This window comes from Shewanella electrodiphila (assembly GCF_023283985.1).
Lineage (GTDB): Bacteria > Pseudomonadota > Gammaproteobacteria > Enterobacterales > Shewanellaceae > Shewanella > Shewanella electrodiphila.
Map to the genome: position 1 here is coordinate 309,211 of NZ_JAKIKU010000002.1, position 24,020 is coordinate 333,230.

Annotated in this window: 18 protein-coding genes and 6 tRNA genes; 21 read left to right on the plus strand and 3 right to left on the minus strand. The window is 41.4% G+C overall.

Annotated features, from left to right (window positions below; all coding sequences use genetic code 11):
- The first annotated feature begins 16 nt into the window (after positions 1-16).
- The 13 genes from L2737_RS04895 to L2737_RS04955 all read left to right on the plus strand — a co-directional run bounded on the left by L2737_RS04895 (position 17) and on the right by L2737_RS04955 (position 10,155).
- Positions 17-93, plus strand: a tRNA-Arg gene (locus tag L2737_RS04895).
- A gap of 30 nt (positions 94-123) precedes the next feature.
- Positions 124-200, plus strand: a tRNA-Arg gene (locus tag L2737_RS04900).
- A 34-nt stretch (positions 201-234) separates the two neighbouring features.
- Positions 235-311: transfer RNA gene (locus L2737_RS04905), tRNA-Arg, on the plus strand.
- A 22-nt stretch (positions 312-333) separates the two neighbouring features.
- Positions 334-410, plus strand: a tRNA-Arg gene (locus tag L2737_RS04910).
- Positions 411-416: 6 nt separating this feature from the next.
- A tRNA-Ser gene (locus tag L2737_RS04915) sits at positions 417-508 on the plus strand.
- Between the two features lie 69 nt (positions 509-577).
- Positions 578-654 (plus strand) — tRNA-Arg (locus tag L2737_RS04920).
- Between the two features lie 840 nt (positions 655-1,494).
- On the plus strand, positions 1,495-1,740 hold the full coding sequence (locus L2737_RS04925) for an OadG family protein (RefSeq protein ID WP_102529597.1): 246 nt from the start codon (positions 1,495-1,497) through the stop codon (positions 1,738-1,740).
- A 16-nt stretch (positions 1,741-1,756) separates the two neighbouring features.
- Positions 1,757-3,550, plus strand: a complete 1,794-nt coding sequence (gene oadA, locus L2737_RS04930) for a sodium-extruding oxaloacetate decarboxylase subunit alpha (protein WP_102529596.1) — start codon at positions 1,757-1,759, stop codon at positions 3,548-3,550.
- 8 nt (positions 3,551-3,558) lie between these two features.
- Positions 3,559-4,689: a sodium ion-translocating decarboxylase subunit beta gene (locus tag L2737_RS04935; RefSeq protein ID WP_229370123.1), complete on the plus strand. Its 1,131-nt coding sequence runs from the start codon at positions 3,559-3,561 to the stop codon at positions 4,687-4,689.
- A 955-nt stretch (positions 4,690-5,644) separates the two neighbouring features.
- Positions 5,645-6,943, plus strand: a complete 1,299-nt coding sequence (locus L2737_RS04940; protein ID WP_248955114.1) for a CmpA/NrtA family ABC transporter substrate-binding protein — start codon at positions 5,645-5,647, stop codon at positions 6,941-6,943.
- A gap of 101 nt (positions 6,944-7,044) precedes the next feature.
- The gene (locus L2737_RS04945) at positions 7,045-8,004 is read left to right on the plus strand and encodes an ABC transporter permease (protein WP_428848377.1); all 960 of its coding nucleotides are present in this window, start codon (positions 7,045-7,047) and stop codon (positions 8,002-8,004) included.
- A gap of 16 nt (positions 8,005-8,020) precedes the next feature.
- On the plus strand, positions 8,021-8,863 hold the full coding sequence (locus tag L2737_RS04950; RefSeq protein ID WP_102526511.1) for an ABC transporter ATP-binding protein: 843 nt from the start codon (positions 8,021-8,023) through the stop codon (positions 8,861-8,863).
- A 44-nt stretch (positions 8,864-8,907) separates the two neighbouring features.
- Positions 8,908-10,155, plus strand: coding sequence for an alginate export family protein (locus tag L2737_RS04955; RefSeq protein ID WP_371997044.1), 1,248 nt, complete (start codon positions 8,908-8,910; stop codon positions 10,153-10,155).
- 125 nt (positions 10,156-10,280) lie between these two features.
- Here L2737_RS04955 and L2737_RS04960 read toward each other — a convergent pair whose 3' ends face one another.
- Positions 10,281-11,528 carry a dicarboxylate/amino acid:cation symporter gene (locus tag L2737_RS04960; protein WP_102526509.1) on the minus strand — a complete coding sequence of 416 codons (1,248 nt, stop codon included), beginning with the start codon at positions 11,526-11,528 and terminating at the stop codon, positions 10,281-10,283.
- A gap of 363 nt (positions 11,529-11,891) precedes the next feature.
- Between L2737_RS04960 and L2737_RS04965 the strand changes: the two genes are divergently transcribed.
- From L2737_RS04965 to L2737_RS04990, 6 genes are all read left to right on the plus strand, one after another.
- Entirely contained in the window at positions 11,892-12,314 is a 423-nt protein-coding gene (locus L2737_RS04965) for a YqaA family protein (RefSeq protein WP_102526508.1), read from the plus strand.
- 187 nt (positions 12,315-12,501) lie between these two features.
- Positions 12,502-15,333, plus strand: a complete 2,832-nt coding sequence (locus L2737_RS04970) for a M16 family metallopeptidase (protein ID WP_248954963.1) — start codon at positions 12,502-12,504, stop codon at positions 15,331-15,333.
- Positions 15,334-15,584: 251 nt separating this feature from the next.
- Positions 15,585-17,177, plus strand: a complete 1,593-nt coding sequence (gshA, locus tag L2737_RS04975) for a glutamate--cysteine ligase (protein ID WP_248954964.1) — start codon at positions 15,585-15,587, stop codon at positions 17,175-17,177.
- Positions 17,174-17,602: a hypothetical protein gene (locus L2737_RS04980; RefSeq protein ID WP_248954965.1), complete on the plus strand. Its 429-nt coding sequence runs from the start codon at positions 17,174-17,176 to the stop codon at positions 17,600-17,602. The genes gshA and L2737_RS04980 overlap by 4 nt, the downstream gene beginning before the upstream one ends.
- Before the next feature lie 198 nt (positions 17,603-17,800).
- Positions 17,801-18,418, plus strand: a complete 618-nt coding sequence (locus L2737_RS04985; protein ID WP_102526504.1) for a transglycosylase SLT domain-containing protein — start codon at positions 17,801-17,803, stop codon at positions 18,416-18,418.
- Between the two features lie 224 nt (positions 18,419-18,642).
- Complete coding sequence (locus L2737_RS04990; RefSeq protein ID WP_229370112.1) at positions 18,643-19,821, plus strand: methyl-accepting chemotaxis protein; 1,179 nt, start codon at positions 18,643-18,645, stop codon at positions 19,819-19,821.
- Between the two features lie 67 nt (positions 19,822-19,888).
- Here L2737_RS04990 and purK read toward each other — a convergent pair whose 3' ends face one another.
- Together purK and purE are read right to left on the minus strand one after the other, a co-directional pair.
- On the minus strand, positions 19,889-21,010 hold the full coding sequence (gene purK, locus L2737_RS04995; RefSeq protein WP_248954966.1) for a 5-(carboxyamino)imidazole ribonucleotide synthase: 1,122 nt from the start codon (positions 21,008-21,010) through the stop codon (positions 19,889-19,891).
- The gene (gene purE / locus L2737_RS05000; RefSeq protein WP_102526501.1) at positions 21,010-21,501 is read right to left on the minus strand and encodes a 5-(carboxyamino)imidazole ribonucleotide mutase; all 492 of its coding nucleotides are present in this window, start codon (positions 21,499-21,501) and stop codon (positions 21,010-21,012) included. The genes purK and purE overlap by 1 nt, the downstream gene beginning before the upstream one ends.
- Before the next feature lie 333 nt (positions 21,502-21,834).
- Here purE and L2737_RS05005 point away from each other — a divergent pair, with 333 nt between their 5' ends.
- Positions 21,835-22,584 (plus strand): transporter substrate-binding domain-containing protein, encoded by a 750-nt coding sequence (locus L2737_RS05005; protein ID WP_248954967.1) that lies wholly within the window; start codon positions 21,835-21,837, stop codon positions 22,582-22,584.
- 96 nt (positions 22,585-22,680) lie between these two features.
- Positions 22,681-23,952 carry a YfbK domain-containing protein gene (locus L2737_RS05010; RefSeq protein ID WP_248954968.1) on the plus strand — a complete coding sequence of 424 codons (1,272 nt, stop codon included), beginning with the start codon at positions 22,681-22,683 and terminating at the stop codon, positions 23,950-23,952.
- Positions 23,953-24,020: the final 68 nt, after the last annotated feature.

A 24,020-nucleotide genomic window follows, 5' to 3' on the forward strand; every position in this document is an offset into this window, starting at 1 on the left:
AAAAATAGTAAACGATGCGGATGTAGCTCAGCTGGATAGAGTACCTGGCTACGAACCAGGCGGTCGGAGGTTCGAATCCTCCCATCCGCACCATTGCTATTTTGTGTTTGAATTATTTAATGAGCGGATGTAGCTCAGCTGGATAGAGTACCTGGCTACGAACCAGGCGGTCGGAGGTTCGACTCCTCCCATCCGCACCATTAGATTATTCAAAAGCTTTACCATTTTATATATGCGGATGTAGCTCAGCTGGATAGAGTACCTGGCTACGAACCAGGCGGTCGGAGGTTCGAATCCTCCCATCCGCACCATATAAAATTCATACCAAATTATGCGGATGTAGCTCAGCTGGATAGAGTACCTGGCTACGAACCAGGCGGTCGGAGGTTCGACTCCTCCCATCCGCACCATAATTCGGAGAGGTGGCCGAGTGGCCGAAGGCGCTCCCCTGCTAAGGGAGTATGGGCTTTAACTCCCATCGAGGGTTCGAATCCCTCCCTCTCCGCCATTATTTGCATATATTGAATATGCAACTAAGCTCAAATAGCATTGAGCATGCAGTAAACGTAAAAAATTAGCGGATGTAGCTCAGCTGGATAGAGTACCTGGCTACGAACCAGGCGGTCGGAGGTTCGAATCCTCCCATCCGCACCATGATAAAGAGAATGCCCTGTAGATTACTACAGGGCATTTTTTTTACGTTTAATTTATGCTTTATGACTTGGTTGACACAGATCTATCAGCACTATCTGTTATCACTCGTTCACATTGCCATATAAGCTGTTATTAACAGCTAGTCACAAGATCAAAACTTTCACGTTCCACCTTTCACTTTCAAGATTCTAAAGTCCCAAAACTCCTCTTATAATTTCAATCTGTTCTAGTTAACTGAACTACATAATCAATTTTTTAAAGCCACTCTCTGAAGGATTTGTTTGATTCACTAGAATAGTTCGCTGCTAATAAAGCCAATCTGCTCATAAAGTTCATAAATAGTCACCTTCTAGGGCTAAAATTGGCATATTTATGCTTTTGAGCATTCATGCACAGCATTGGGGCGATTGGTTGTTCTTATTCTTGATATCTCTTTTTATATAGAAGTGGTCATAATCTTGTCATTTTTGCGATAAAACCCTCGGAATTGAATAATGTTCAATATTACTGTGAATATTTTATAGAATTATCACATAGTGAGGTTTAATTTTATTATTTTTGGTCTGACCAATTTACAGTGTGTTGGATTAATTGTTATAAATTAGTTATATTTTTCGTCGATGAAGAATCTGATATAACTAAATTAGACAGTTTGAGCTCTTTTTTATAATCTGAAATTGGTTAATATTGATTGAATAATTATTCTATGTGGTACTTAAATGATGTGTACTGCATGAAAATGGTGCAACACTGATAGGCTATATAATTTCATCGGCTTTACGCAATCGAAATGGATCCTATGTGCAATCACTGATTGAACATTAAGACAAGAGAGGATGTATGACTTCAATATCTGAGCAGTTATTTGACGCCCTAGGCGTGATGATAATGGGGATGGGCTTAGTATTCATATTTTTGAGTATGCTAATTGTCGGTATTAAAATCGTCGCCAGATTATGCAAGTCAGAGATTCAACCTACCGTTGCCTATGCGCCAGCACCTGTCGCAGCTTCAGCAACAACACTTGATCCTAAGTTAGTAGCAGCCATTACCTCTGCTATTCATCAGTATCGTGCAAAAGATTAACAGTTTAGGAGTATTTATGAGCAAGCCTTTAGCGTTAACAGATGTAGTATTACGAGACGCCCATCAGTCTATTCTTGCAACACGCCTGCGTTTAGACGATATGTTACCTATCGCTCCTTTACTGGATAAAGTTGGTTTTTGGTCTTTAGAATCTTGGGGTGGTGCAACATTTGATTCTTGTATCCGTTATTTAGGCGAAGATCCTTGGGATCGAATTCGCGAATTGAAAAAAGTGATGCCAAATACTCCACAGCAGATGCTACTGCGTGGCCAAAATTTATTAGGTTACCGTCACTATGCTGATGACGTAGTGACGCGCTTTGTTGAGCGCGCACATACAAATGGCGTTGACGTTTTCCGTGTTTTTGATGCGATGAACGATGTACGAAATCTAGAGACTGCAGTAAAAGCGGTTAAACAGGTCGGCGGTCATGCCCAAGGTACGATTTCATTTACCACTAGTCCAGTTCACACTGTTGATACTTGGGTCTCAATGGCGAAAAACCTCGAAGATTTAGGGTGTGACTCGTTATGTATTAAGGACATGGCTGGTTTACTTAAACCAATGGAAGCTTATGACCTTATTAGCCGTTTGAAATCACAAACTGATTTAACGGTATCAATGCATTGCCATGCTACAACGGGTTTAAGTACTGCAACGTACCAAAAAGCCATCGAAGCCGGTATTGATGTTCTTGATACTGCGATTTCTTCTATGAGCCAAACTTATGGTCATTCAGCAACTGAAACACTGGTGGCAATGGCAGAAGATAATGGCCGCTCAACGGGTTATGACATGGCGACCCTTGAAGAGATTGCTGCATATTTCAGAGATGTACGTAAAAAATATGCACGTTTTGAAGGTGCGCTTAAAGGCATTGATTCTCGTATCTTGCGTGCACAAGTGCCAGGTGGCATGTTAACTAACATGGAAAACCAGCTTAAAGAGCAGGGCGCTGCTGACAAGATGGATGAAGTATTAGAAGAAATCCCACGAGTACGTGAAGATCTTGGCTTCTTACCTCTAGTTACACCAACCTCACAAATTGTCGGCACACAGTCAGTTATTAATGTCCTGATGGGTGAACGTTATAAAACACTCGCAAAAGAAACAGAAGGCGTATTAAAAGGTGAGTACGGCGCAACACCAGCCCCTGTTAACGCAGAACTACAAGCTAGAGTACTAAATGGCGCAGAAGCGATTACATGTCGTCCTGCCGATCTTATCGAGCCTGAACTTGAAAAACTACGGACCGAGTTAAGCGACATCGCTAAGAAAGATGGTTTTAGTTTAGCGACTGAAACTGATGACGATGTGATGACGTATGCATTATTCAACCAAATCGGCCTGCAGTTTTTATCTAACCGTGGTAATCCAGATGCATTTGAGCCAGTCCCAAGTGCTGATGATATGGCTGTACCTGCTGCGAAAACAGAGAAAGGCCCTGAAACGTACACTGTTAATGTTCAGGGGCAAAACTTTGTCGTTGAAGTGAGTGAGGGTGGCGATATAAGCCAAATCGTTCCTGCAACCACTGAAGCGGGCTCACAAGCGCCAGCACCATTAGCGCCACATGCTCCTGTCAGCAATACAATCAAAACCACGATGAATGCGCCATTATCTGGCAATATTTTCAAAGTCTTGGTTAATGATGGCGATCAAGTCAATGAAGGTGATGTCATCATCATCCTTGAAGCAATGAAAATGGAAACAGAAGTGCGTGCAGAAACTGCGGGTATCATTCGTAATATATCAGTTAAGCAAGGTGATGCAGTTACAGTTGGTTCGCCACTGTTAGCATTAGCGTAGGAGATAGCATGGAAGGATTAATGGCCTTTTGGTCTGAGACGGGTATTGCTAACTTCGCACCTGATCAAATATTTATGATGGCAATTGGAGGCTTATTACTTTTCCTTGCCATTTCTAAAGGTTTTGAGCCGCTATTATTAGTACCGATTGGTTTTGGTGCCATTTTAGCGAATATTCCAAATGCAGGTTTTACCGACGAAGGTGGTTTGCTTTGGTATGCCTACCATGTGGGAATTGAAACGGGGATTTTCCCGCTATTGATTTTCATGGGCGTAGGTGCACTGACAGATTTTGGTGCATTGATTGCTAACCCGAAGACCTTGTTATTGGGCGCAGCTGCGCAGTTTGGCATTTTTGCTACCTTGCTAGGTGCGATTGCACTGAACCTAGTGCCAGGCTTTGAATTTTCCATGCAAGATGCGGCTGCTATTGCCATCATTGGTGGTGCAGATGGTCCGACAGCTATTTTCTTAGCCTCGAAGCTTGCGCCAGACTTATTAGGTGCGATTGCGGTTGCTGCATACTCTTATATGGCTTTAGTACCATTAATTCAGCCACCGATTATGCGTCTATTAACCAGCGAATCAGAGCGTACCATTAAGATGGAACAGCTTCGTGAGGTCAGTAAGAAAGAAAAAATCATCTTCCCACTGATGGTGGTCGGTATGACAATTCTGTTCTTACCAGCAGCAACACCACTAGTAGGTATGTTTTGTTTAGGTAACTTAATGCGTGAATGTGGCGTGGTTGATAGACTTTCAAGCACTGCACAGAATGAGTTAATTAACGTTGTGACGATTTTCCTTGGTTTAGCAGTGGGCTCAAAACTGCAAGCTGAAGAATTCCTGCGCATCGAAACTTTAGGCATTTTAGTCTTAGGCGCTGTTGCTTTCAGTATTGGTACTGCGGCAGGTGTGATGATGGCTAAATTGATGTCTAAGTTATCTGGCGGCAAGATAAACCCATTAATTGGTGCAGCGGGCGTATCTGCGGTTCCTATGGCAGCGCGTGTTGTAAACAAGGTAGGTCTTGAGGCTAATCAGCAAAACTTCTTACTGATGCACGCTATGGGGCCTAACGTTGCTGGTGTTCTAGGTAGCGCTGTGGCAGCGGGTGTATTACTTGCAGTATTAGGCTAATCGTTATCAAATGTAGCGACAAGTAAACGCGAGTAATCGAATGAAGCCACTGACTAACAGTGGCTTTTTTATTGGCTTAAAATTGTTATTGCACTGATGCATGCCATATAAGGTGTTAGACCATCCTATCCTGCTCAAATCTATTCCACCTCGTTTCAACAAGCTAAGTCTCATTAAACCTATTCCCAACAAACTAAGTCTCATTAAATCTAGTCTCAACAAGCCTAGTTTCAACAAGCTAAGTCTCATTAAACCTACTTTCAACAAACTAAGTCTCATTAAGCCTACTCGCAACAAACTAAGTCTCATTAAACCTAGTCTCATTAAACTAAGTCTCAACAAACTAAGTATCATTAAATCTAATCTCAACAAGCTAAGTCTCATTAAACCTACTCCCAACAAACTAAGTCTCATTAAACCTAGTCTCATTAAATCTGATCTCAGCAAACTAAGTCTCATTCAACCTCATCTCATTTATTCAAAAGTGATTTTTCGTTTCAAAAAAAATGTTGCACCTCTTTAGGGGGATACTTTGCCGTTCAAGTACCCATTTAGGTGCGATTGAACTTATGTTGCACTGAATTGGTATCACCCTTTATGAGTACTACCAGTGCTTAATTTATAAACTTGTTTAAAAACATCAACTTAAAAGATTGGCACGGTTGCTGAATAGTATTTATCAACAATTCGAGTTTTCAGTAGTGCTCATAAGTCGCATATGTCGTTGGTTATTTAATCGATTAGCTGTGTTATGAGCCTTGAAAGAGATAAATTAATTTAAGCAAAGGCGCTTAATTATTCCTTAGGGAGTAGTTGGCGCCTTTTTGGTTTTCCCTATTTCAAATTTAGTTTTTGACTTAACTTTTTTAAATTTAACAAGGATAGAAAGATGAATTGGAAAAAAGCACTTAAACATACTCTATTGGCTGTGTCGTTTACGGCAGTCGCTCCTGCTATGGCAGAGGTCGGCTTTCCTGAAAAAGAAGAGTTAACGTTCGGTTTTATCAAATTAACCGATATGGCACCGATTGCGATTGCTTATGAAAATGGTTACTTCGAAGAAGAAGGTTTATATGTGACCATCGAAGCACAAGCTAACTGGAAGGTGCTATTAGATGGTGTTATCGATGGACGTTTAGATGGCGCACATATGCTGGCAGGGCAACCGATAGCAGCCACGATTGGTTATGGCACTAAAGCTCACATCATCACGCCTTTTTCGATGGACTTAAATGGTAATGCTATTACGGTTTCAAATGATATTTGGAGCAAGATGAAACCCAATATTGCCAAAGATAGTGACGGGAAACCCGTTCACCCTATTAAAGCTGATGCGTTAAAACCAGTGGTAGAGGAATATACTGAGGCGGGTAAGCCATTTAAAATGGGTATGGTATTTCCTGTCTCAACTCATAACTACGAATTACGTTATTGGTTAGCAGCAGGTGGTATCCACCCTGGTTACTACGCGCCTCATAAAGGTGATACTTCAGGTCAGTTAGATGCCCAAGCATTTTTATCAGTGACGCCACCACCACAGATGCCTTCAACCCTTGAAGCGGGCACGATTTATGGCTACTGCGTGGGTGAGCCATGGAACCAACAAGCCGTGTTTAAAGGTATTGGGGTGCCAGTGGTTACCGATTATGAGATTTGGAAAAATAACCCTGAGAAAGTCTTTGGTATAACAGCTGAATTTGCAGAAAAATACCCTAACACAACAATTCGATTAACCCGTGCTCTGATCAAAGCGGCGAAATGGTTAGATGATAACAACAATGCTAATCGTCCTGCTGCAGTTAAGATTTTGTCACAGTCAAACTATGTTGGCGCCGATTACGATGTGATTGCCAATAGCATGACAGGTACCTTTGAATACGAAAAAGGTGATAAGCGTTCAGTACCTGATTTCAATGTGTTCTTCCGCTACAACGCAACTTATCCATATTACTCTGATGCGATTTGGTATTTGACTCAAATGCGCCGTTGGGGACAAATCTCAGATGACAAGCCTGATGCTTGGTACAAAGATGTTGCTGCAAAAGTTTATCGTCCTGATATCTACGCTAAAGCTGCACAGTCTCTGATTGATGATAAGACAATCGAAGCTAAGCACTTCCCTGATTTTGCAACGGAAACGGGGTTCAAAAAACCACAGCAGCACTTCATTGATGACATCGTTTATGACGGTAGTGCGCCTAATGATTATTTAAGCAAATTCGCTATTGGCTTAAAGCAGGGCGACAAACTCTAGATGATGTATTCGTAAGCAAGCTGAGTCATCAACTTGCTTACGTTTAGCGCGGAGTTAAGGAACACATTATGACAACCATTACACGCTTAACCGATCGATTAATGCTCGATAAAAGTAAATTGACCTCTTTAGTCTCTTGGATGGCTCAAGCCAGTAAAGCATTGCTACTGCCTGTCATTGGCATCACGGTTTTTTTAGTGATTTGGTCAATTGCTGCAAATAGCATTAACACCTCGTTAGGTAAATTCCCAGGTCCTGTTGCCGTAGCAGAACAGTTTGGGGCTTTATATCAAGAGCATAATGCTGAAAGAGTGAAAGCCGAGGCCTTTTATGAGCGTCAAGACAAGCGAAATGCTGCACGATTAGAAGTTGACCCTAGCTATGTTGTGAAAGTCAGAGCATACACAGGTAAAGAAACCTTTGTTGACCAGATTTTTACAAGTCTAGTGACAGTGATGTCAGGCTTTATCTTGGCTGCTGCTATTGCGATTCCAATGGGAATCTGGATGGGCTTGAGTCCAACGCTAAATGCTGCACTGAATCCGATAGTGCAAATTTTTAAGCCTGTATCGCCATTAGCCTGGTTACCTTTGGTGACAATGGTTGTCAGTGCCCTGTATGTATCGCCAGATCCTATGGTGTCTAAATCGTTTATTAATTCTTTACTCACGGTCACCTTATGTAGTTTGTGGCCAATGATGATTAATACTTCTCTTGGTGTAGCCAATATTGACTCTGATTTAGTGAACGTGAGTCGTGTACTGCGTTTATCTCCGTTGACCCATATTCAGAAAATTGTGTTACCGGCTTCGATTCCACTCATCTTTACGGGTATGCGCTTATCGCTTGGCGTTGCTTGGATGGTATTGATTGCGGCAGAAATGCTGGCACAAAACCCAGGGCTAGGTAAGTTCGTTTGGGATGAGTTTCAAAATGGTAGTTCAGAGTCATTGGCACGCATTATGGCTGCCGTGGTGGTTATTGGTCTAATTGGTTTTTTACTCGACCGAGGAGTGCTGGCGTTACAACGTTGGTTCTCGTGGGATAAAAGCAAGTCATGAATGAGAGGAAAATCTAATGAGCACTTTTTTAGACATAAGTAACATTGATATGGATTTCCCTACACCTAAAGGGCCATTTAAAGCGCTTAAGGAAGTGAACCTTAAAATCAATAAAGGCGAGTTCGTGTCACTGATTGGTCACTCAGGTTGCGGTAAGTCTACGGTACTGAACATTGTCGCGGGTTTATACCAAGCAACCAAAGGTGGCGTGATTTTAAATAGCACAGAAGTGGCAGAACCAGGGCCAGAACGTGCCGTTGTGTTTCAGAACCACTCATTGCTGCCTTGGTTAACCTCATATCAAAATGTTGAGTTAGCCGTAAAGCAGGTGTTTAAGAATAAAAAATCCAAAGCAGAAATGAAAGATTGGATTGAATACAACTTGAAACTAGTTCATATGGACCATGCGATGCATAAGTTACCCAGCGAAATATCAGGTGGTATGAAACAACGTGTTGGTATTGCTAGAGCACTGGCAATGGAGCCTGAGGTTTTACTGATGGATGAGCCTTTTGGGGCTCTTGATGCGTTAACCAGAGCCCATATGCAAGACTCGTTGATGGAGATTCAGAATGAGCTCAATAACACGGTCATTATGATCACCCATGACGTTGATGAAGCGGTGTTGCTGTCAGACAAAATTGTGATGATGACCAATGGCCCTGCGGCAACAGTAGGCGAAATTTTAGACGTAAACTTACCTCGTCCTAGAGAGCGTTTAGCACTCGCAGAGGATAAAGATTATAACCATTTAAGAGCTGAGGTACTGAAGTTCTTATACGAAAAACAACGCAAAGTTGAGAATATAAATATTAGCAATTCATCAATTAGTAATGATGAAACTGCTAATGTTGGCTAAGATTATTCTGATGGATAAGCTTTAAATACAATAAGGGAAATATGATGAGAAAGAACCAACTTGCAAGCTTAATCAATAAAAAGTTAGCCAAGTCTGCTTTGACTTTACTTGCACCTGCTTCATTGGCATTGATGGGCCAAGTACATGCAGCAGAAGCAACAACGATTGCAGAAGCGGTTACCGAGGGAAAGGTCAAGGTAGACCTTAACCTTCGTTATGAAATGGTTGAGCAAGATAACGCACTAAAAGATGCAGATGCTTTTACGCTACGTACTCGACTTACTTATGCCACAGCTGATTACTATGGTTTTAGTTCGTTAGTAGAGTTTGAAGATTCACGCGTCGTGGCTGGGGTTGATGATTACAACAACACTCTCGGTAAGAACCCTGATTATTCGGTCATTGCCGATCCAGAAACCACAGAGCTTGACCAATTCTTTTTAAAATACAATTACGAAGGTTTCACTGCTAAAGGTGGCCGTCAAGTGATTACCTTTGATAACCAACGTTTTGTTGGTCATGTAGGCTGGCGTCAAGATAGGCAGACCTTTGACGGGCTTATGCTTGAATATAAATTCAACGACGTTTTTAAAATTGATTACGGTTACATTACTCAACGTAATCGTATCTTTGCTGAAGAGAAAGATATCGATTCAAAAGATAATTTAATCAATGCTCAATTAAAAACGGGCTTCGGTACATTAAGTGCTTATGGTTACCTTCTGGAAGAAGATACCAATATTGAAAATGGTCTGGATACCTACGGTGTCCGTTTCGCGGGAAAAACCGATATTGGTGATATTAAAGTACTTTATTCTGCAGAGTACGCGACGCAAGACTCAGACACTGCAGGTCAATCTTATTCTGCTGATTATATGAGCGTTGAAGGTGGCATTGGACTTTCAGTGGTCACATTCAAAATAGGTTATGAGCTGTTAGGATCTGATGGCGGCGACTATGGTTTCTCGACTCCATTGGCAACACTGCACGGCTTTAATGGTTGGACGGACCAATTCTTAACCACTCCTAAACAAGGTTTAGCTGACTTGTATGCGTCGATTGGCGGTAACGTAATCGGTGGTAAATGGGCTGTGGCTTATCATGAGTTTGATGCAGATGAATCGAGTGCGGTTGTCGATGATTTAGGCTCAGAAATTAACGCGGTGTTTAGTGTACCTTTCTATGACCACTATACTGTTGGTGTTAAGTATGCGGCTTATTCTGCAGGTGATGTGGCTGCGGGTAAAGTTGATACCGATAAAGGCTGGGTGTGGTTTAATGCCAAGTTCTAATGTTTATTTAAAACGCTACGTTTTAATGACAAAATTGTCATAAAGCAGGCAATAAAAATGGCAGATGATTTCATCTGCCATTTTTGATTTTATCGCGCTATATCAAGCTGAACTAATGCTAAAGCTTAAGCTGCTTGTTCAACGACTTTCTCATTTGAGTAAAATTGCTCTTCATCAAACTGACCTTCACTTTTACCAATAACAACAGCTGTCATCATATCGCCAGTGACATTGGTTGCAGTACGGATCATATCAATGACGCGGTCGATAGCGGCAATAAAGGCAATCCCTTCAAGCGGTAAACCCACAACACCTAGTGTTACGGTTAACATCACCATTGCACTTCCCGGCACGCCAGCAGTACCTACTGATGCTACCGTCGCTGTAACCGCAATCAACATATAGTCAGTCATGTCTAACGGAATACCGTAGATTTGAGCAATAAAGATAGCCGCAATTGCTGGGTAAATACCGCCACAACCGTCCATGTTCATGGTGGCGCCTAGTGGCAATACAAATGCGCTATAACGTTTTGATACACCCATTGATTCAGTACATTTATTACTGGCAGGCAATGTGCCAAAGCTTGATGCGGTGCTGAAAGCCACTAGTTGGGCAGGCATTGCTTTACGGAAAAACTGCACTGGGCTTAAGCGAGCAACAAACTTAATTAAACCGCCGTAAACGAAAATAATGTGAATTAATGCGGCAACGTAAATGGCTAAGATGAACTTACCAAGTGGAAGTAGAGTTGATAATCCATATTCGCCAACAACCCACGCCATTAAGCCAAATACACCAATTGGAGTCAGTTTTAACACCATACGAGTTAATTCAAACATCACTTCAGCACCCGCTGAAATGGTGTTTTTTAAAGGCGCTGCTTTTTCGCCAACGGTATTAATCGCTATACCGACTAACGCGGCAAAGACAATAATCTGGAGTACTTTACCTTCAGCTAGTGATGCAAAAGGGTTCTCGGGGATCATGTTCAGTAATACTTGAGCGAAGCCCGGAATATCTCGGTCACGCACTTCACTTGTTGCTAGCTCAATGCTGCCGCCCATGTCGAATGAGCTACCAATGGCTAGGCCAATAAATGATGCGGCCGTACCTGTCAGCATAAACATGCCTAAGGTTTTGAGGCTGAGCCGCTTAAGGTTTGCTTGTGAGCCTAAAGAAGTAATGCTAACTACGATGGCACAAAATACTAACGGTGCGACCAGCATTTTAATGGCACTAATGAATAAGTCGCCTAGTGGCTTTAACATTATGGCGCTATCGCCAAGTGCGATACCTGCTAAAATACCAAATGCGAAACCCGCTAGCACTTTCTGCCAAAAAGGAATACGTTTCAAGGTTTGAAAAATCATTTCAATTCCAACTATTTATTATACTTGCTCTTTAAAGTAGGCAAGGGGATTATTATTTCAATAACCTAACACAATCACACATAAAGGCCATTGATAGTCATTGTTGATTTGTTTGTTACGAGCAAGAATACGTCGATAAGCCATATCATGTTCAGCTTATTTTAATATTGCTTAACTACAGTCTTTATCTGAACAATTTTCGAATTGTATTGAGTGTTCCAAGGTGGAACAAACCGTTTTTGATATAACTTATTCCAAAAACACAATATGTTAAATGCACTTTAAAATTCAACAACTTGCTAACTTTGTCGTCTGTATAGTTGAAAGTGTTTAAAACTCTATAGATATCATTAGGTAAAGTAAATGACTGCGTTATGGTTAATGTTTAGTGGGGCGTTTTTAGCGGCAACTTTGTTACCTGGAGGTTCAGAAGTTTTACTTGTGGCTTTGCTAACAGATGCGCCTGAAACTTGGGTATCTTTGCTGGTGGTTGCCAGCGTAGGTAATTCGTTAGGAGCGATTACAAGTTACTATTTAGGCTATTTAGGTCGATTCGCTAAGACGCCAGAGGACTTTGCCTCTAAAAAATACCAACATGGATTAAATTTAATTGAAAAATATGGCTACTGGGCATTACTCTTGTCTTGGCTACCTTTGATTGGTGATATTTTGTGTTTAATTGCAGGTTGGTTAAAGCTACCCATAGTCCCTTCTACAATCATGATTTTGATTGGCAAAACAATTCGATACTCTTTAATAGTAGCGGCCTTTATGTGGGCGTGGTAAAACGATAGTAATAGGCGTTTTACACCAAAGTATTTTATACGAATCGTATTTTATAAATAATGTCAGTGAGGCTTTTTTCAGCAATTGAATCAATAAGGTGAAATTTACTGAAACCCTATGTATTCCCTGCTGTCAGAGATGACATTAGCACATCTCACTGACCTTATATTTATTCAAGGAGAATAGAGTGAAAAAATGGATCTTAGCAGCGGCAATTTCAATCGCTATTAGTGGCTGCGCTCATGAAGCAACCACCTCTTCATCATTACCCGACGGGGTGACCTTACTTGAAACCGTTCAAGCATCAGATGCGATAGGCATCCCTTATAAAAAGTACCAACTTGAAAACGGCTTAACGGTCATTCTGCATCAAGACAGCTCAGATCCTTTAGTTCATGTTGATGTGACCTATCATGTGGGCTCAGCTCGCGAAGTGGCTGGCCGCAGTGGCTTTGCACATTTATTTGAGCACATGATGTTTCAAGGTTCGCAAAATGTGGGCGATGAACAACACTTTAAAGTGATCACCGAAGCAGGTGGCACCTTAAACGGCACCACTAATACCGACCGAACCAACTACTTTGAAACGGTGCCAAGCAATCAGCTAGAAAAAATGTTGTGGCTAGAGTCAGACCGAATGGGCTTTTTGTTGCCAGCGTTGACTAGCGAGAAGTTTGAAGTACAGCGTGAGACAGTTAAAAATGAACGTGCTCAGCGTATTGATAACCAGCCCTATGGGCGTTTGAATGAGCGTTTCAATCAAGCAATGTTTCCAGCAGGGCACCCTTATTCTTGGCCAGTAATTGGCTGGCCAGAAGATTTAGAACGTGCCACGGTTGATGATGTCAGAAACTTTTTTAAACGTTGGTATGGCCCTAACAATGCAACATTAACCATTGGCGGTGACTTTGATGAAGTGCAAACCCTTGCCATGGTGAATAAGTACTTTGGTGAGTTAGCACGTGGCCCTGAAGTGAATGCTGATCCTAAAACGCCTGTGAGTTTAGATAAAACTCGTTATATCTCTATGGAAGACAAGGTACATTTACCACTTGTCTACATGGGATTCCCAACGGTATACGCTCGTCATCAAGATGAAGCCGCATTAGATTTATTAGCAAACATATTAGGTGGGGGTAAAACCTCATTACTCTATAAAAACCTAGTAAAAGATGGTTTTGCGGTGCAAGCCTCGGTAGGGCACCCGTGCCAAGAGTTATCTTGTCGTTTAACCTTATTTGCATTAGCTAACCCGGCTAGTGGTGCTAACCTTGCTGACCTTGAGCAAAAGATTACTGACTCTATTGCTGAATTTGAGCAACGTGGGGTGACTGACGATGATTTACAAAAAGTAAAAGTACAATTTGAGTCGGACACTATCTATGGCATGCAAAGTGTCAAAGGTAAGGTATCAACACTGGCTTATAATCAAACCTTTTTCGATAACCCGAATATGGTCGCAAGTGATCTTGAGCGATACGCCAGTGTCACGAAAGAAGACGTTATGCGCGTTTTCAACAAATATATTAAAGATAAACCGATGGTGGTGATGAGCGTTGTCCCAGAAGGTGCAAAACAGCTTATTGCAAAACCGGATAACTTTACTCCGACTATGCTACCTATTGCTGAGGAAGCGGTAACGGGCACTGAAAATGTCCGTCAAATTACCTCAAGCTTTGATCGCACAGTCATGCCGAAAGTTGGTGACGCCCCTGTACTTAAAGTACCTCAGCTTTGGACTGCATCATTAGCTAATGGTATTGAGGTCATGGGGACTGAAAGTAATGAAACCCCAACCGTTGAGTTATTAATTTATCTTGAAGGAGGAAATCGACTTCCTGAAATGGATAAAGCAGGCTTAGCTTCAATAACCGCGTCAATGCTAAACGAGTCAACTGAAAAGCGCACAACAGAAGAGTTAGCGGGCGCACTAGAAATGCTAGGTAGTCGTATTTCGTTCGGTGCATCAGCCACGCAAAGCTATATTCAAGTGTCGAGTTTGACAGAGAACCTAACGCCGACATTAGCTATTTTACAAGAAAAGTTATTTAGTCCAGCTTTTGCTGAGGCGGATTTTGAGCGCTTAAAGCAACAGGAAATTCAAGGTCTACAGCATCAAGAGTCAGATCCTAACTTTCTTGCTAGCCGTGGTTTTTCAAGCTTACTTTATGGCGATGATAGCCATTTAAGTGCTAATGCTGGTGGTACTCTTGAGACTGTATCAGGATTAACGCTTGATGATGTGAAGCAGTTTTATCAGCAGCAGTATAAAGCTGGCAATGCACAGATGGTCGTGGTGTCTGATTTAAATCAGCAAGAAATCATGCCTTCATTAGCTGTATTTGAGCAATGGCAAGGTCAAACTAATGAGCCTATGGCATTACCACCATTGCCTAAGCTTGCTGGTGGCACCATTTATATCATTGATAAACCAGATGCTGCCCAATCAGTGATTAAAATGGGTAAACGTGCTTTACCTTATGATGCTACTGGTAATTACTTCAAAGCATTCTTAATGAATTATCCATTGGGCGGCGCGTTTAATAGTCGGATTAACTTAAATCTTCGTGAAGATAAAGGTTATACCTACGGCGCGCGTACTGGCTTTAATGGTAATGACTTAACTGGACGTTTTGAAGCTTCTGCAAGTGTGAGAAGTGATGTGACAGCGGAGTCAGTAACTGAATTTATTAATGAAATAAAGCAGTTCCAAAAAGACGGTATGACGGAAGAAGAGTTGGCCTTTATGCGCAGTTCGATTTCTCAAGGTAAAGCATTAGACTATGAAACGCCATATCAAAAAGCAGGGTTTATGCGCATTATTCAGCGTTACAAACTGGCCGATGACTTTACTGAACAGCAAGCTGACATTGTTGAAAACATCACAGCGAAAGAGCTAAATCAGCTTGCGGCTGAACAGCTTAAATTATCTGAGATGATTATTGTCATTGTGGGTGATAAACAAGCTATTTCACCAAAGCTTGAAGCATTGGGCTATCCTATTAAGGTGATTAAATAAGTTTAGCTATTGCTTTTGAAGTTATAGACCCTATATAGCCTATATAGGGTCTGATACAATGAATAAAAACTAATAACGGTGACAATAAAAATGTTACCGTTTTTTCTTTATTAGGCGCTAAAATGTGATTAATTTCATTAATTGTATTTATTTATACAGTTTGGGAAATTATCTCGTCTAATATCGGGTCTAGCAGTTTGAACGTCGTGGATGTGAACGGCTAATACGAGCAACAATAAGAGAACAGCAAATTGAATTCATTCAATGAAACAATCGATCTTCTTTCTAACGGCGAAGGCCGTGAATCTTTACTTGGCATGCTACGTGGTATTGAACGTGAAGCATTACGTATCGATGACTCAGGTCAATTAGCAAAAGATGGCCACCCAGAAAAGCTAGGTTCTGCATTAACCCATTCTCGTATTACCACTGATTACAGTGAGTCATTGCTTGAGTTTATTACTCCTGTTAATACCAATATTGATACCTTATTAGAAGGCTTGACTCAAACTCATGCCTATAGCGTAAAAAACATGAATGGCCAGTCGCTATGGCCTGTGAGTATGCCGTGTTATGTGGGGGATGAAAAAGATATTCCGATTGCACGTTATGGCAGCTCAAATAACGGTAAAATGAAAACCTTATACCGTAAAGGTTTAACCCATAGATATGGCCCACTGATGCAGATTATTGCAGGGGTACATTTTAACTTTTCAGTATCAGAAAAGTTATGGGATAGCTTGTATGAGAACAGTGATAAAAGCTTAACACGTCAAGATTTTATCTCAGAGTCTTACTTTGGCATGATCCGTAATTATCGCCGCCTGGTTTGGGTGTTGCCTTACTTTTTTGGTTCATCACCTGGGCTTTGTAGTTCTTTCATTAAAGGTCAGTCTACTGAGTTCGACTTTAAAACAACGGGTAAAGGCACCTTATACCTACCGTATGCAACGTCATTGCGTATGAGTGATTTAGGTTACACCAACCAAGAACAAGAACAGCTTAATATTAGCTACAACTCACTACCTGAGTATTTAAATGGTGTCGGTGAAGCCATCAGAATGCCTTCAGAAAGCTTTGCCAAAATAGGTGTCAAAGTTGACGGTGAATATCGCCAACTTAACAGCAATGTATTGCAAATCGAGAATGAATTTTACTCGCCTATTCGTGCTAAACGTGTGGCTAAGTCTGGTGAGAAACCTTCAGAGGCTTTGGCTAGAGCTGGGGTTGAATATATTGAAGTACGTGCACTTGATGTTAACCCGTATAGCCCAATCGGGATTGATGCTAGTCAGGTCAAGTTCCTCGATTTATTCTTGTTGTATTGCTTGTTGTTGTCTTCAGAGAAAACCGATGTATCGGCTGAAGCTGAAATTGCTGCAAACCTTAAGGCGGTTGTGCTTGAAGGTCGTAAACCAGGCTTAGCATTGAGCCGTAATGGTCAACAAGTTGCCTTGAATGAGTGGTTAAATGATATTTTTGAGCCCATGACAAGAATTGCTAAATTACTTGATGGTGAAGGCACACAATACCAAGATGCGTTAACGCAGTGGCATGCGGCGATTAACGATCCAAGCAAAACAATCTCTGGTCGTGTAATTGATGATGTGGTTAATCAAGGTATTGACCATGGCGTTTGGGTGAAACAATTATCTCAGCAATATCATGAGTATTTATCTAATTACCCATTGTCAGAATCGACTATGGCAGAGTATGAAGCAGAAGCTGCAGCATCTCTACAGCAACAAAAAGACGTTGAAACCCAACCTTCTGTAGGATTTGATGAGTTTTTGGCTGACTACTTTGCTGATTTAGCTGAACCTGCAACAGCAGTGAATCAATGAGAAACATTGCGTTACTAGCGATATCGGTTGTGTTGCTGCAAGGCTGTGCAACGTCTACTGAGGATGAACTGATTTGTGGTTCAGTGGCGAGTTATATTACGCCACCAGTCACAGACAGTTTATATCGTGTCGTGGTAACGCACCTTAACGGTAAACCAGTTATTTCACGTCCATATTATAAATTACCAGCAGGTGAACATCAGTTTACTGTTGCTGAGTTAATTGAATCGCCGGAACTGAAAGTTAAATTAGCTGCTCGACAGACTAAAACTATCCTGGTTGAGGTTGAACGAGAGCAGCGTTATCACTTAGCCGCTGAATTTAAGCTAGATAAAGTCTACAACGGATTAAATACAGATTATTGGCAACCAGTTGTCTGGAAAAAAGAATCTTATGAGTGTGCGTTTGCCAACCCAATGGAGTAAGCTTGCGCGCATTTTCTATTCGTACACTTTCTATTCGTACACCATTCTAAACCATTCATTTGAACTGTAACCGCGTCGCCTTATGTTCAAGTAAGGCTTATGGCTAATTTTATGGTAAACCCGATTGCATCTGTACTTCATAGATGTGAAAATCTAGCCCTATGATTGAGTTTGTATTCCGTTGATTTAAGGGCTTTTATGAAGTGGTTTTTCCGTGCTTTTAGCACCGTTATTCTTCTGCAACTTGCAGGCTGCGCTACACCACCGCCTAAAGAACCTGATAATTTATGTTCTATATTCCAAGAGAATCGCTCTTGGTATAAAGCCGCAGTCAATACCCGTGATAAATGGGGAGTACCTGTGCATGTCCCGTTAGCCATGATGTATCAAGAAAGTTCGTTTAAGCATAATGCCGCGCCGCCAATGGAATACTTTTTAGGTTTTATCCCAACAGGCAGAGCCAGTGATGCTTATGGTTATGCTCAAGCTAAAACCATGACTTGGGATGATTACGTGCGTGAAACTGGGAACTCTTGGTCGAGTCGCAGTAACTTTGATGACGCGATGGACTTTATGGGATGGTTTATTTACAAAACCCATAAAATTAATGGCGTTTCAAAATGGGATGCCAAGAATCAATATTTGAATTACCACGAAGGTTGGGGCGGTTATAAACGTGGCACTTATAAGGCTAAAGCTTGGTTAGGGCCTGTGGCTGATCGTGTTGACGCCCGTTCTAAAACCTATGCTCAACAATACCGAACCTGTAAAGAGGATTTAGATTCTTCATGGTTATGGCGTTTGTTTTTCGGTTAAGCTGAGCTTAACAACTTGCCCCGCATTGTCGGGGCTTTTTTATGTCATTAATTTATGATTCTATTCAGAATAACACTAAACTTTCCTGACTATCTTCCGATAACAAATGTAGATATTGTGTTAATTTAGTGCTGTTGAACACGCTATTAACTCAAAGATGAACCCTAAAAACCATAATAAGAACTGTTAGATTCGTATCATAAAAATTGTTTTCGGAACTCTATATGCAAAACCATAATGATAATAAATTGCAGACGAAATTACTTTTACCATTAATTTCGTTAGTGCTGCTGGCCATTGTTGTATCTCTGTTTTCACCCGCACAAGTCTCAAAAACTTATCTTGTTTGTCTATTAATCAGTTTAGGGTTAGCGCAATTAATCCTCGGTGTGTATTTGTTTAAACAGCAAATACAAAAACGGTTAAATGATTTAAGCCATTATCTTAGTTTGGTTATCAGTACCGAAACGGCGCCCGATAAACCAATTAAAGATCATGGTGATGATCAAATTGCTCATATTACTAATAGTCTCAGTGAGTTCATTGAAGACTTAAAGTCGGTAATTGATAATATTCGCAGTGATGCCAACGACGTAAAAGAGGGCTCTTATGAGCTTGCTTCGCAAATGGGGGCTGCTGAGTCTTCGGTCAACAAAAGCACCGATGAGAACGAGCAAATTACCGCATCACTCACTGAAATCATGCTCACAGCCGATGAGCTGTCAAATAATGCTGATGAACTTAAGTCCACCTCAGTTCAAGTTACAGAGCTATTAGCGCAAGGTTCAGATGATGCGCAAAATAATCAAAACTCAATGACCACATTTGCTAACGGTATTGAAAGTATGGTCTCTGATTTAGATCTACTGAACAGTGATAGCCAAAAAATCGGTAATGTACTAGAAGTGATTAAAAGCATTGCAGAGCAAACTAATTTGTTAGCGCTTAATGCGGCTATTGAGGCAGCACGGGCTGGCGAGCAAGGGCGTGGTTTTGCAGTGGTTGCTGACGAGGTTCGAGCATTGGCGCATCGTACTCAAGAGTCGACCGTTGAGATCCAATCCATTGTACTCGAGTTGCAGGCTAAAGCCGGTAATGCTGTAAATGCTATTGGTGAAAGCCAACGGGTTACCCAAGAAAGTTTAATGCAATGTCAGCGTGTGACTCAGGCATTTGCTGATATTGGAAGGGCATTTCAGCAGCTAGATACGGTTGCCGGTAACATGACTTACAGTATTCAAGGCCAGCAAACTTCAACAGGGAGTATTAATACCCGTGCAATTGAAATCTCTCGCTTAAGCCATGAAGTGCAATTAAACCTTGAGGCCATTTCAAATAGAGCGCAGCAGCAAAAAGCCAGCTCAGAAAACTTGGAGCAAGTTCTCACAAGAGTGTGCATCTAGTCGGTTTGACGGATTCATAAAAAAAGGAGCCTTAGGCTCCTTTTTTGTGCAAAATATTAAGTCAATTCTAGCGACTAAACTCGTCTAAAATCCATGCTAATGGTGCCTGATATTGCTGTGGCATCCATTGCTGCAGTTGGCCAATACTGTCATTAACCATATCGTTACTGTGTGCTGAAAGATTAAGATGTCCCACCTTGCGGCCAACTCGCACTTCTTTGTTATACCAAAATAACTCTGCATTAGGCAGGCTTAACCAGCGGTCATCTTTATCGACACCAATTAAGTTAACCATGACACACTGGAAGTTAACTTGTGGCTTATGGATAGGTAATCCACACAGTGCACGAAGGTGTAATTCAAATTGGTTAATGTGGCAACCTGATTGAGTCCAATGCCCAGAATTATGAACGCGAGGAGCAAGTTCGTTAACGAGCAGTTTATCACCGACTCTGAAACACTCCATCGCCATCACACCCACATATTCAAGCTCGTCCATAACACTGGTCAGCATTGTTTCAGCTTGTGGTTGAAGATGGTCGAGACGAGTTAACGGTGCAATAGAGGCCATTAAAATGCCGTCTTGATGCAAGTTAAGTGTGAGTGGGTAAAAAACACATTCGCCAGTTTGGGTTCTCACACCAACAATCGATACTTCTTCATCAAAGTTGATGGCTTGCTCTGCAATGGCTTCGTTACGCCAGTCAGCAGGAATGTCAGTTGCTTCAGCTTGTTTTAGCCAATGTTGACCTTTGCCATCATAACCACCAGTACGGCGCTTTAATAAAACCCGATCACCGTATTGCTGATGTAATGCCTCAGTTTGAGTGTTGTCATCGACCAATTCCCAAGGGGAAGTCGGCACTGATAACTCATCTAATAGGCTTTTTTGAGTAAAGCGATCTGCTAAACGGCCAAATACATGGCCATTAATAAAATGCGGGTGTTCGCTTAATTGTAAACTCAAGCTTGATTCAGGCCATTGTTCGCGTTCAGCAGTAATGATATCAGTACCCTGTAGCGGTAAACGCTCATCTGATGGCGTCATGATATCCACTGGGCGAACATTAATCGCTAGTGGCTGGCCTGCATGAGATAACATCGCGCCTAATTGGCCATCGCCTAATACCCAAACATTGTGTTGTTTTGCTGGTGTTTGCGTGTTTGACTGAGAGTCCTGCTTAGACATTAAGCTTCCCTCGGATCTGGATTATCAAGAATCGTGTTAGTTTGATCTTCGCGGAATGCATCTAAACGAGCTGCAAGTTCAGCATCGGTAACGGCCAAGATTTGGCTTGCTAATAAACCTGCATTGAACGCACCAGCTGTGCCAATAGCTAACGTACCAACAGCAATACCTTTTGGCATTTGTACTATTGAAAGCAAGCTGTCCATACCTGAAAGCGCTTTACTTTGCACTGGGACACCTAGCACAGGTAAGCGAGTTTTTGACGCTATCATACCTGGTAAATGTGCTGCACCACCGGCACCACCAATAATGACTTTATAGCCTTTATCTGCAGCGGTACTTGCAAAATCCATTAGTTTGTCAGGAGTGCGATGCGCTGAGACAACTTCAACATGATATGGCACCTGAAGCTTATCCATAATTTCTGCGGCGGCTTCCATGGTCGGCCAATCACTCTTAGATCCCATTACTACGGCAACAAGGGCTTGCATGATAACTCCTTAACACACTTATATTATTAGGTTATTTTTACTTTTACCCTGTGTAGGGCACAGGGTTTATAACTTGCTGAAAGCTCGCTATAAAAAAGGGGCTAGATAATATCATGTTGGCTTTATTTTGGCTGCTTTTCAGTGTTTTCTGCGGCTGAAACTCAGTTTCTGATTGCGAATGCTAAAACTCTCCTCTAATGTTAACCACATAGGCTTTAAACTCGGAGGCAATCTATGGCATTCCAAAGGTTAAAGACTAAGGGACTAGTTTTTTACATTACATTGTTTTTTATTATTATAAATCAACCTTCTTACGCAACTGTACAGGCTGTTATGTTGACGGAAGTAGATGAGACGATTGTGTCTATTGCTGGTAATGAAGAAATGGAAGTGCTTTCTTTACTCACTGCATTTAGTGATAACCAGTTGTCGTTTGAACAGCAGCAAGTCAGTATGACTCGTGGTTGGTTAGAGCTGTCTAAACAGCAAAATAGTTGCATGTTTAATAAGATTAAAACCCCCGAACGACTTGAAGTTGCAAGCTTTTCACATTACCCCATCAGTATTTACCCACCATTGAGATTAATTGTGCTCGCTAAAAATCAGCAGATTTTTGCACAGCAATTAGATTTAGCCAATATGCCGGCAAACACACAGGCGCAGATAGGTGTAGTCAAAGACAGAGCCTATGGCGAGTACATTGATCAACAAATAACTAAAAGACCTCATGAATTTTATGTTCGTGGTGGTGTTAGCTCCTCTAATAAGTTAATTGAGATGCTCAAGGCTGAAAGGGTACTTGGGGTGATTGAATATAGTGAAGTGGTGGATGCTTATTTACGTGATAACAACAAATCTCTTGATTATATTTCGATACCTATTCGCCACGTTGAACAGCCTATTTACGGCTATATTGCCTGCTCTAAAGGTGATAAAGGCGATAAGATAACTGCTGAAATTGATCGCGTTATGGCGCAGCAAAGCTTTCAAGAAGCGTTTATTAGAATGCATGATGATTTTTTTGGTGATGCCGAGAAAGCCATTTTAATCCCAGAACTGGAATTACTCTTTAATCTCAGGTGAACTGAAAAAGATTAAAATAAATAACCCTTTTTGATTTTTGTTACGTTATTACTAATAAGGTTGGTATCAATCAACGTTTTGGTAATGAGGCTTAATATGACAAAGCAAAATCGAAATGGGTTCAAACATCAATGTTACCTCGCGACTTTAACCGCGATGTTAGCGACTTCAATGTGCGTCAACGCTGAAGAAATTCAGCAAATCGCTAAAAGTGAAAAAGTACAAGCCGTTAGTATTGACCCTATTTCATTACCTAAGAAGCCTTCTTACCCACCGGTTAAACCAGGCTATTACCAAGGTAACTTAACCCTCAGCGGTCATGGCGGAAATATGGTGACAGGCGAAACCCCTGTGTCACGATTTAGTTTTATGTCAAACCGTGATGACTATGAATTATTAACCCAAGCGGTGAATAAAAATACCTTACCATACCGCAATCAAGTGGCGAGTCATCAGTTGATTAATCGCTTTGATTATCTATTTTCCCACAATGTTAATGATGTCGTGCTCTTGTCCAATAACTATGTGTTGGCAACAGAACTTGCACCATCCCCTTATAACCGTGATACAGAATTATTGTTAATCAATATTGAGTTAACTAAAGAGGCCAGTGATAAAGCGGCACTTGGCTTTAATTGGTTACAAGCGACGGTTAACTTTAACCCAAGACTCGTGTCAGAATACCGTTTGATAGGCTTTGAAAATGCGCATCAAACCTCATCGCACCCAAGAACAATGAAGCTCAGTTATCGTCGCCAGTATGTGGCGCTTTATGAGCTTAGATTTAATGAATCTATTGAAAATCAGCCCAATAACTATATCAATAGCTCTATCAATCACTCGAACAATGATTCAATCATTAACAAATACAGTGCCAATGAGTTAGCCACGTTATCCTTGTCCGATGCACGCTCGACATCAGGGCAAAAATTAATCAAGCCGCAACCTATTGATATTCATCAGCAGCAGAAGTTTTTTGAACACACAAGTAACGAATTTAGATTCGCAGCTGCAGTCGCAGGCTTAGGGCAGTTAATGAACATGAATAATTATGTGCATGACTTCGATTACCAACAACTGATTGAAATTGCTGAAGGTTCAAAAGGTGAAGATTTCGATGGCGAACGCACAGAGTTCATTGCGATAGCCAAGTCTGTAGCCGTTATTGCCTCAGACAGTAAATTCAAGGATGCGCGCAGTAAAAAACAGGTGGTACCGCCACATGAGCTGGAGCCTTATCCAATGCCGTATCCAATAAAATCTAAACATGCCGGTGAGCTACCTGAGGGAAAACAAAAATTGATATTGCCTGTAAAGCCAGTTATTGAACCTGTTCCTAAGCCTTTACCGGTAAATAATCATATTTAGTAGACAATAACTGCTGGGCTGGGCAAACTGGTTTAATGCAATTAAAACAGCAAATAAGCCAGGTAGCC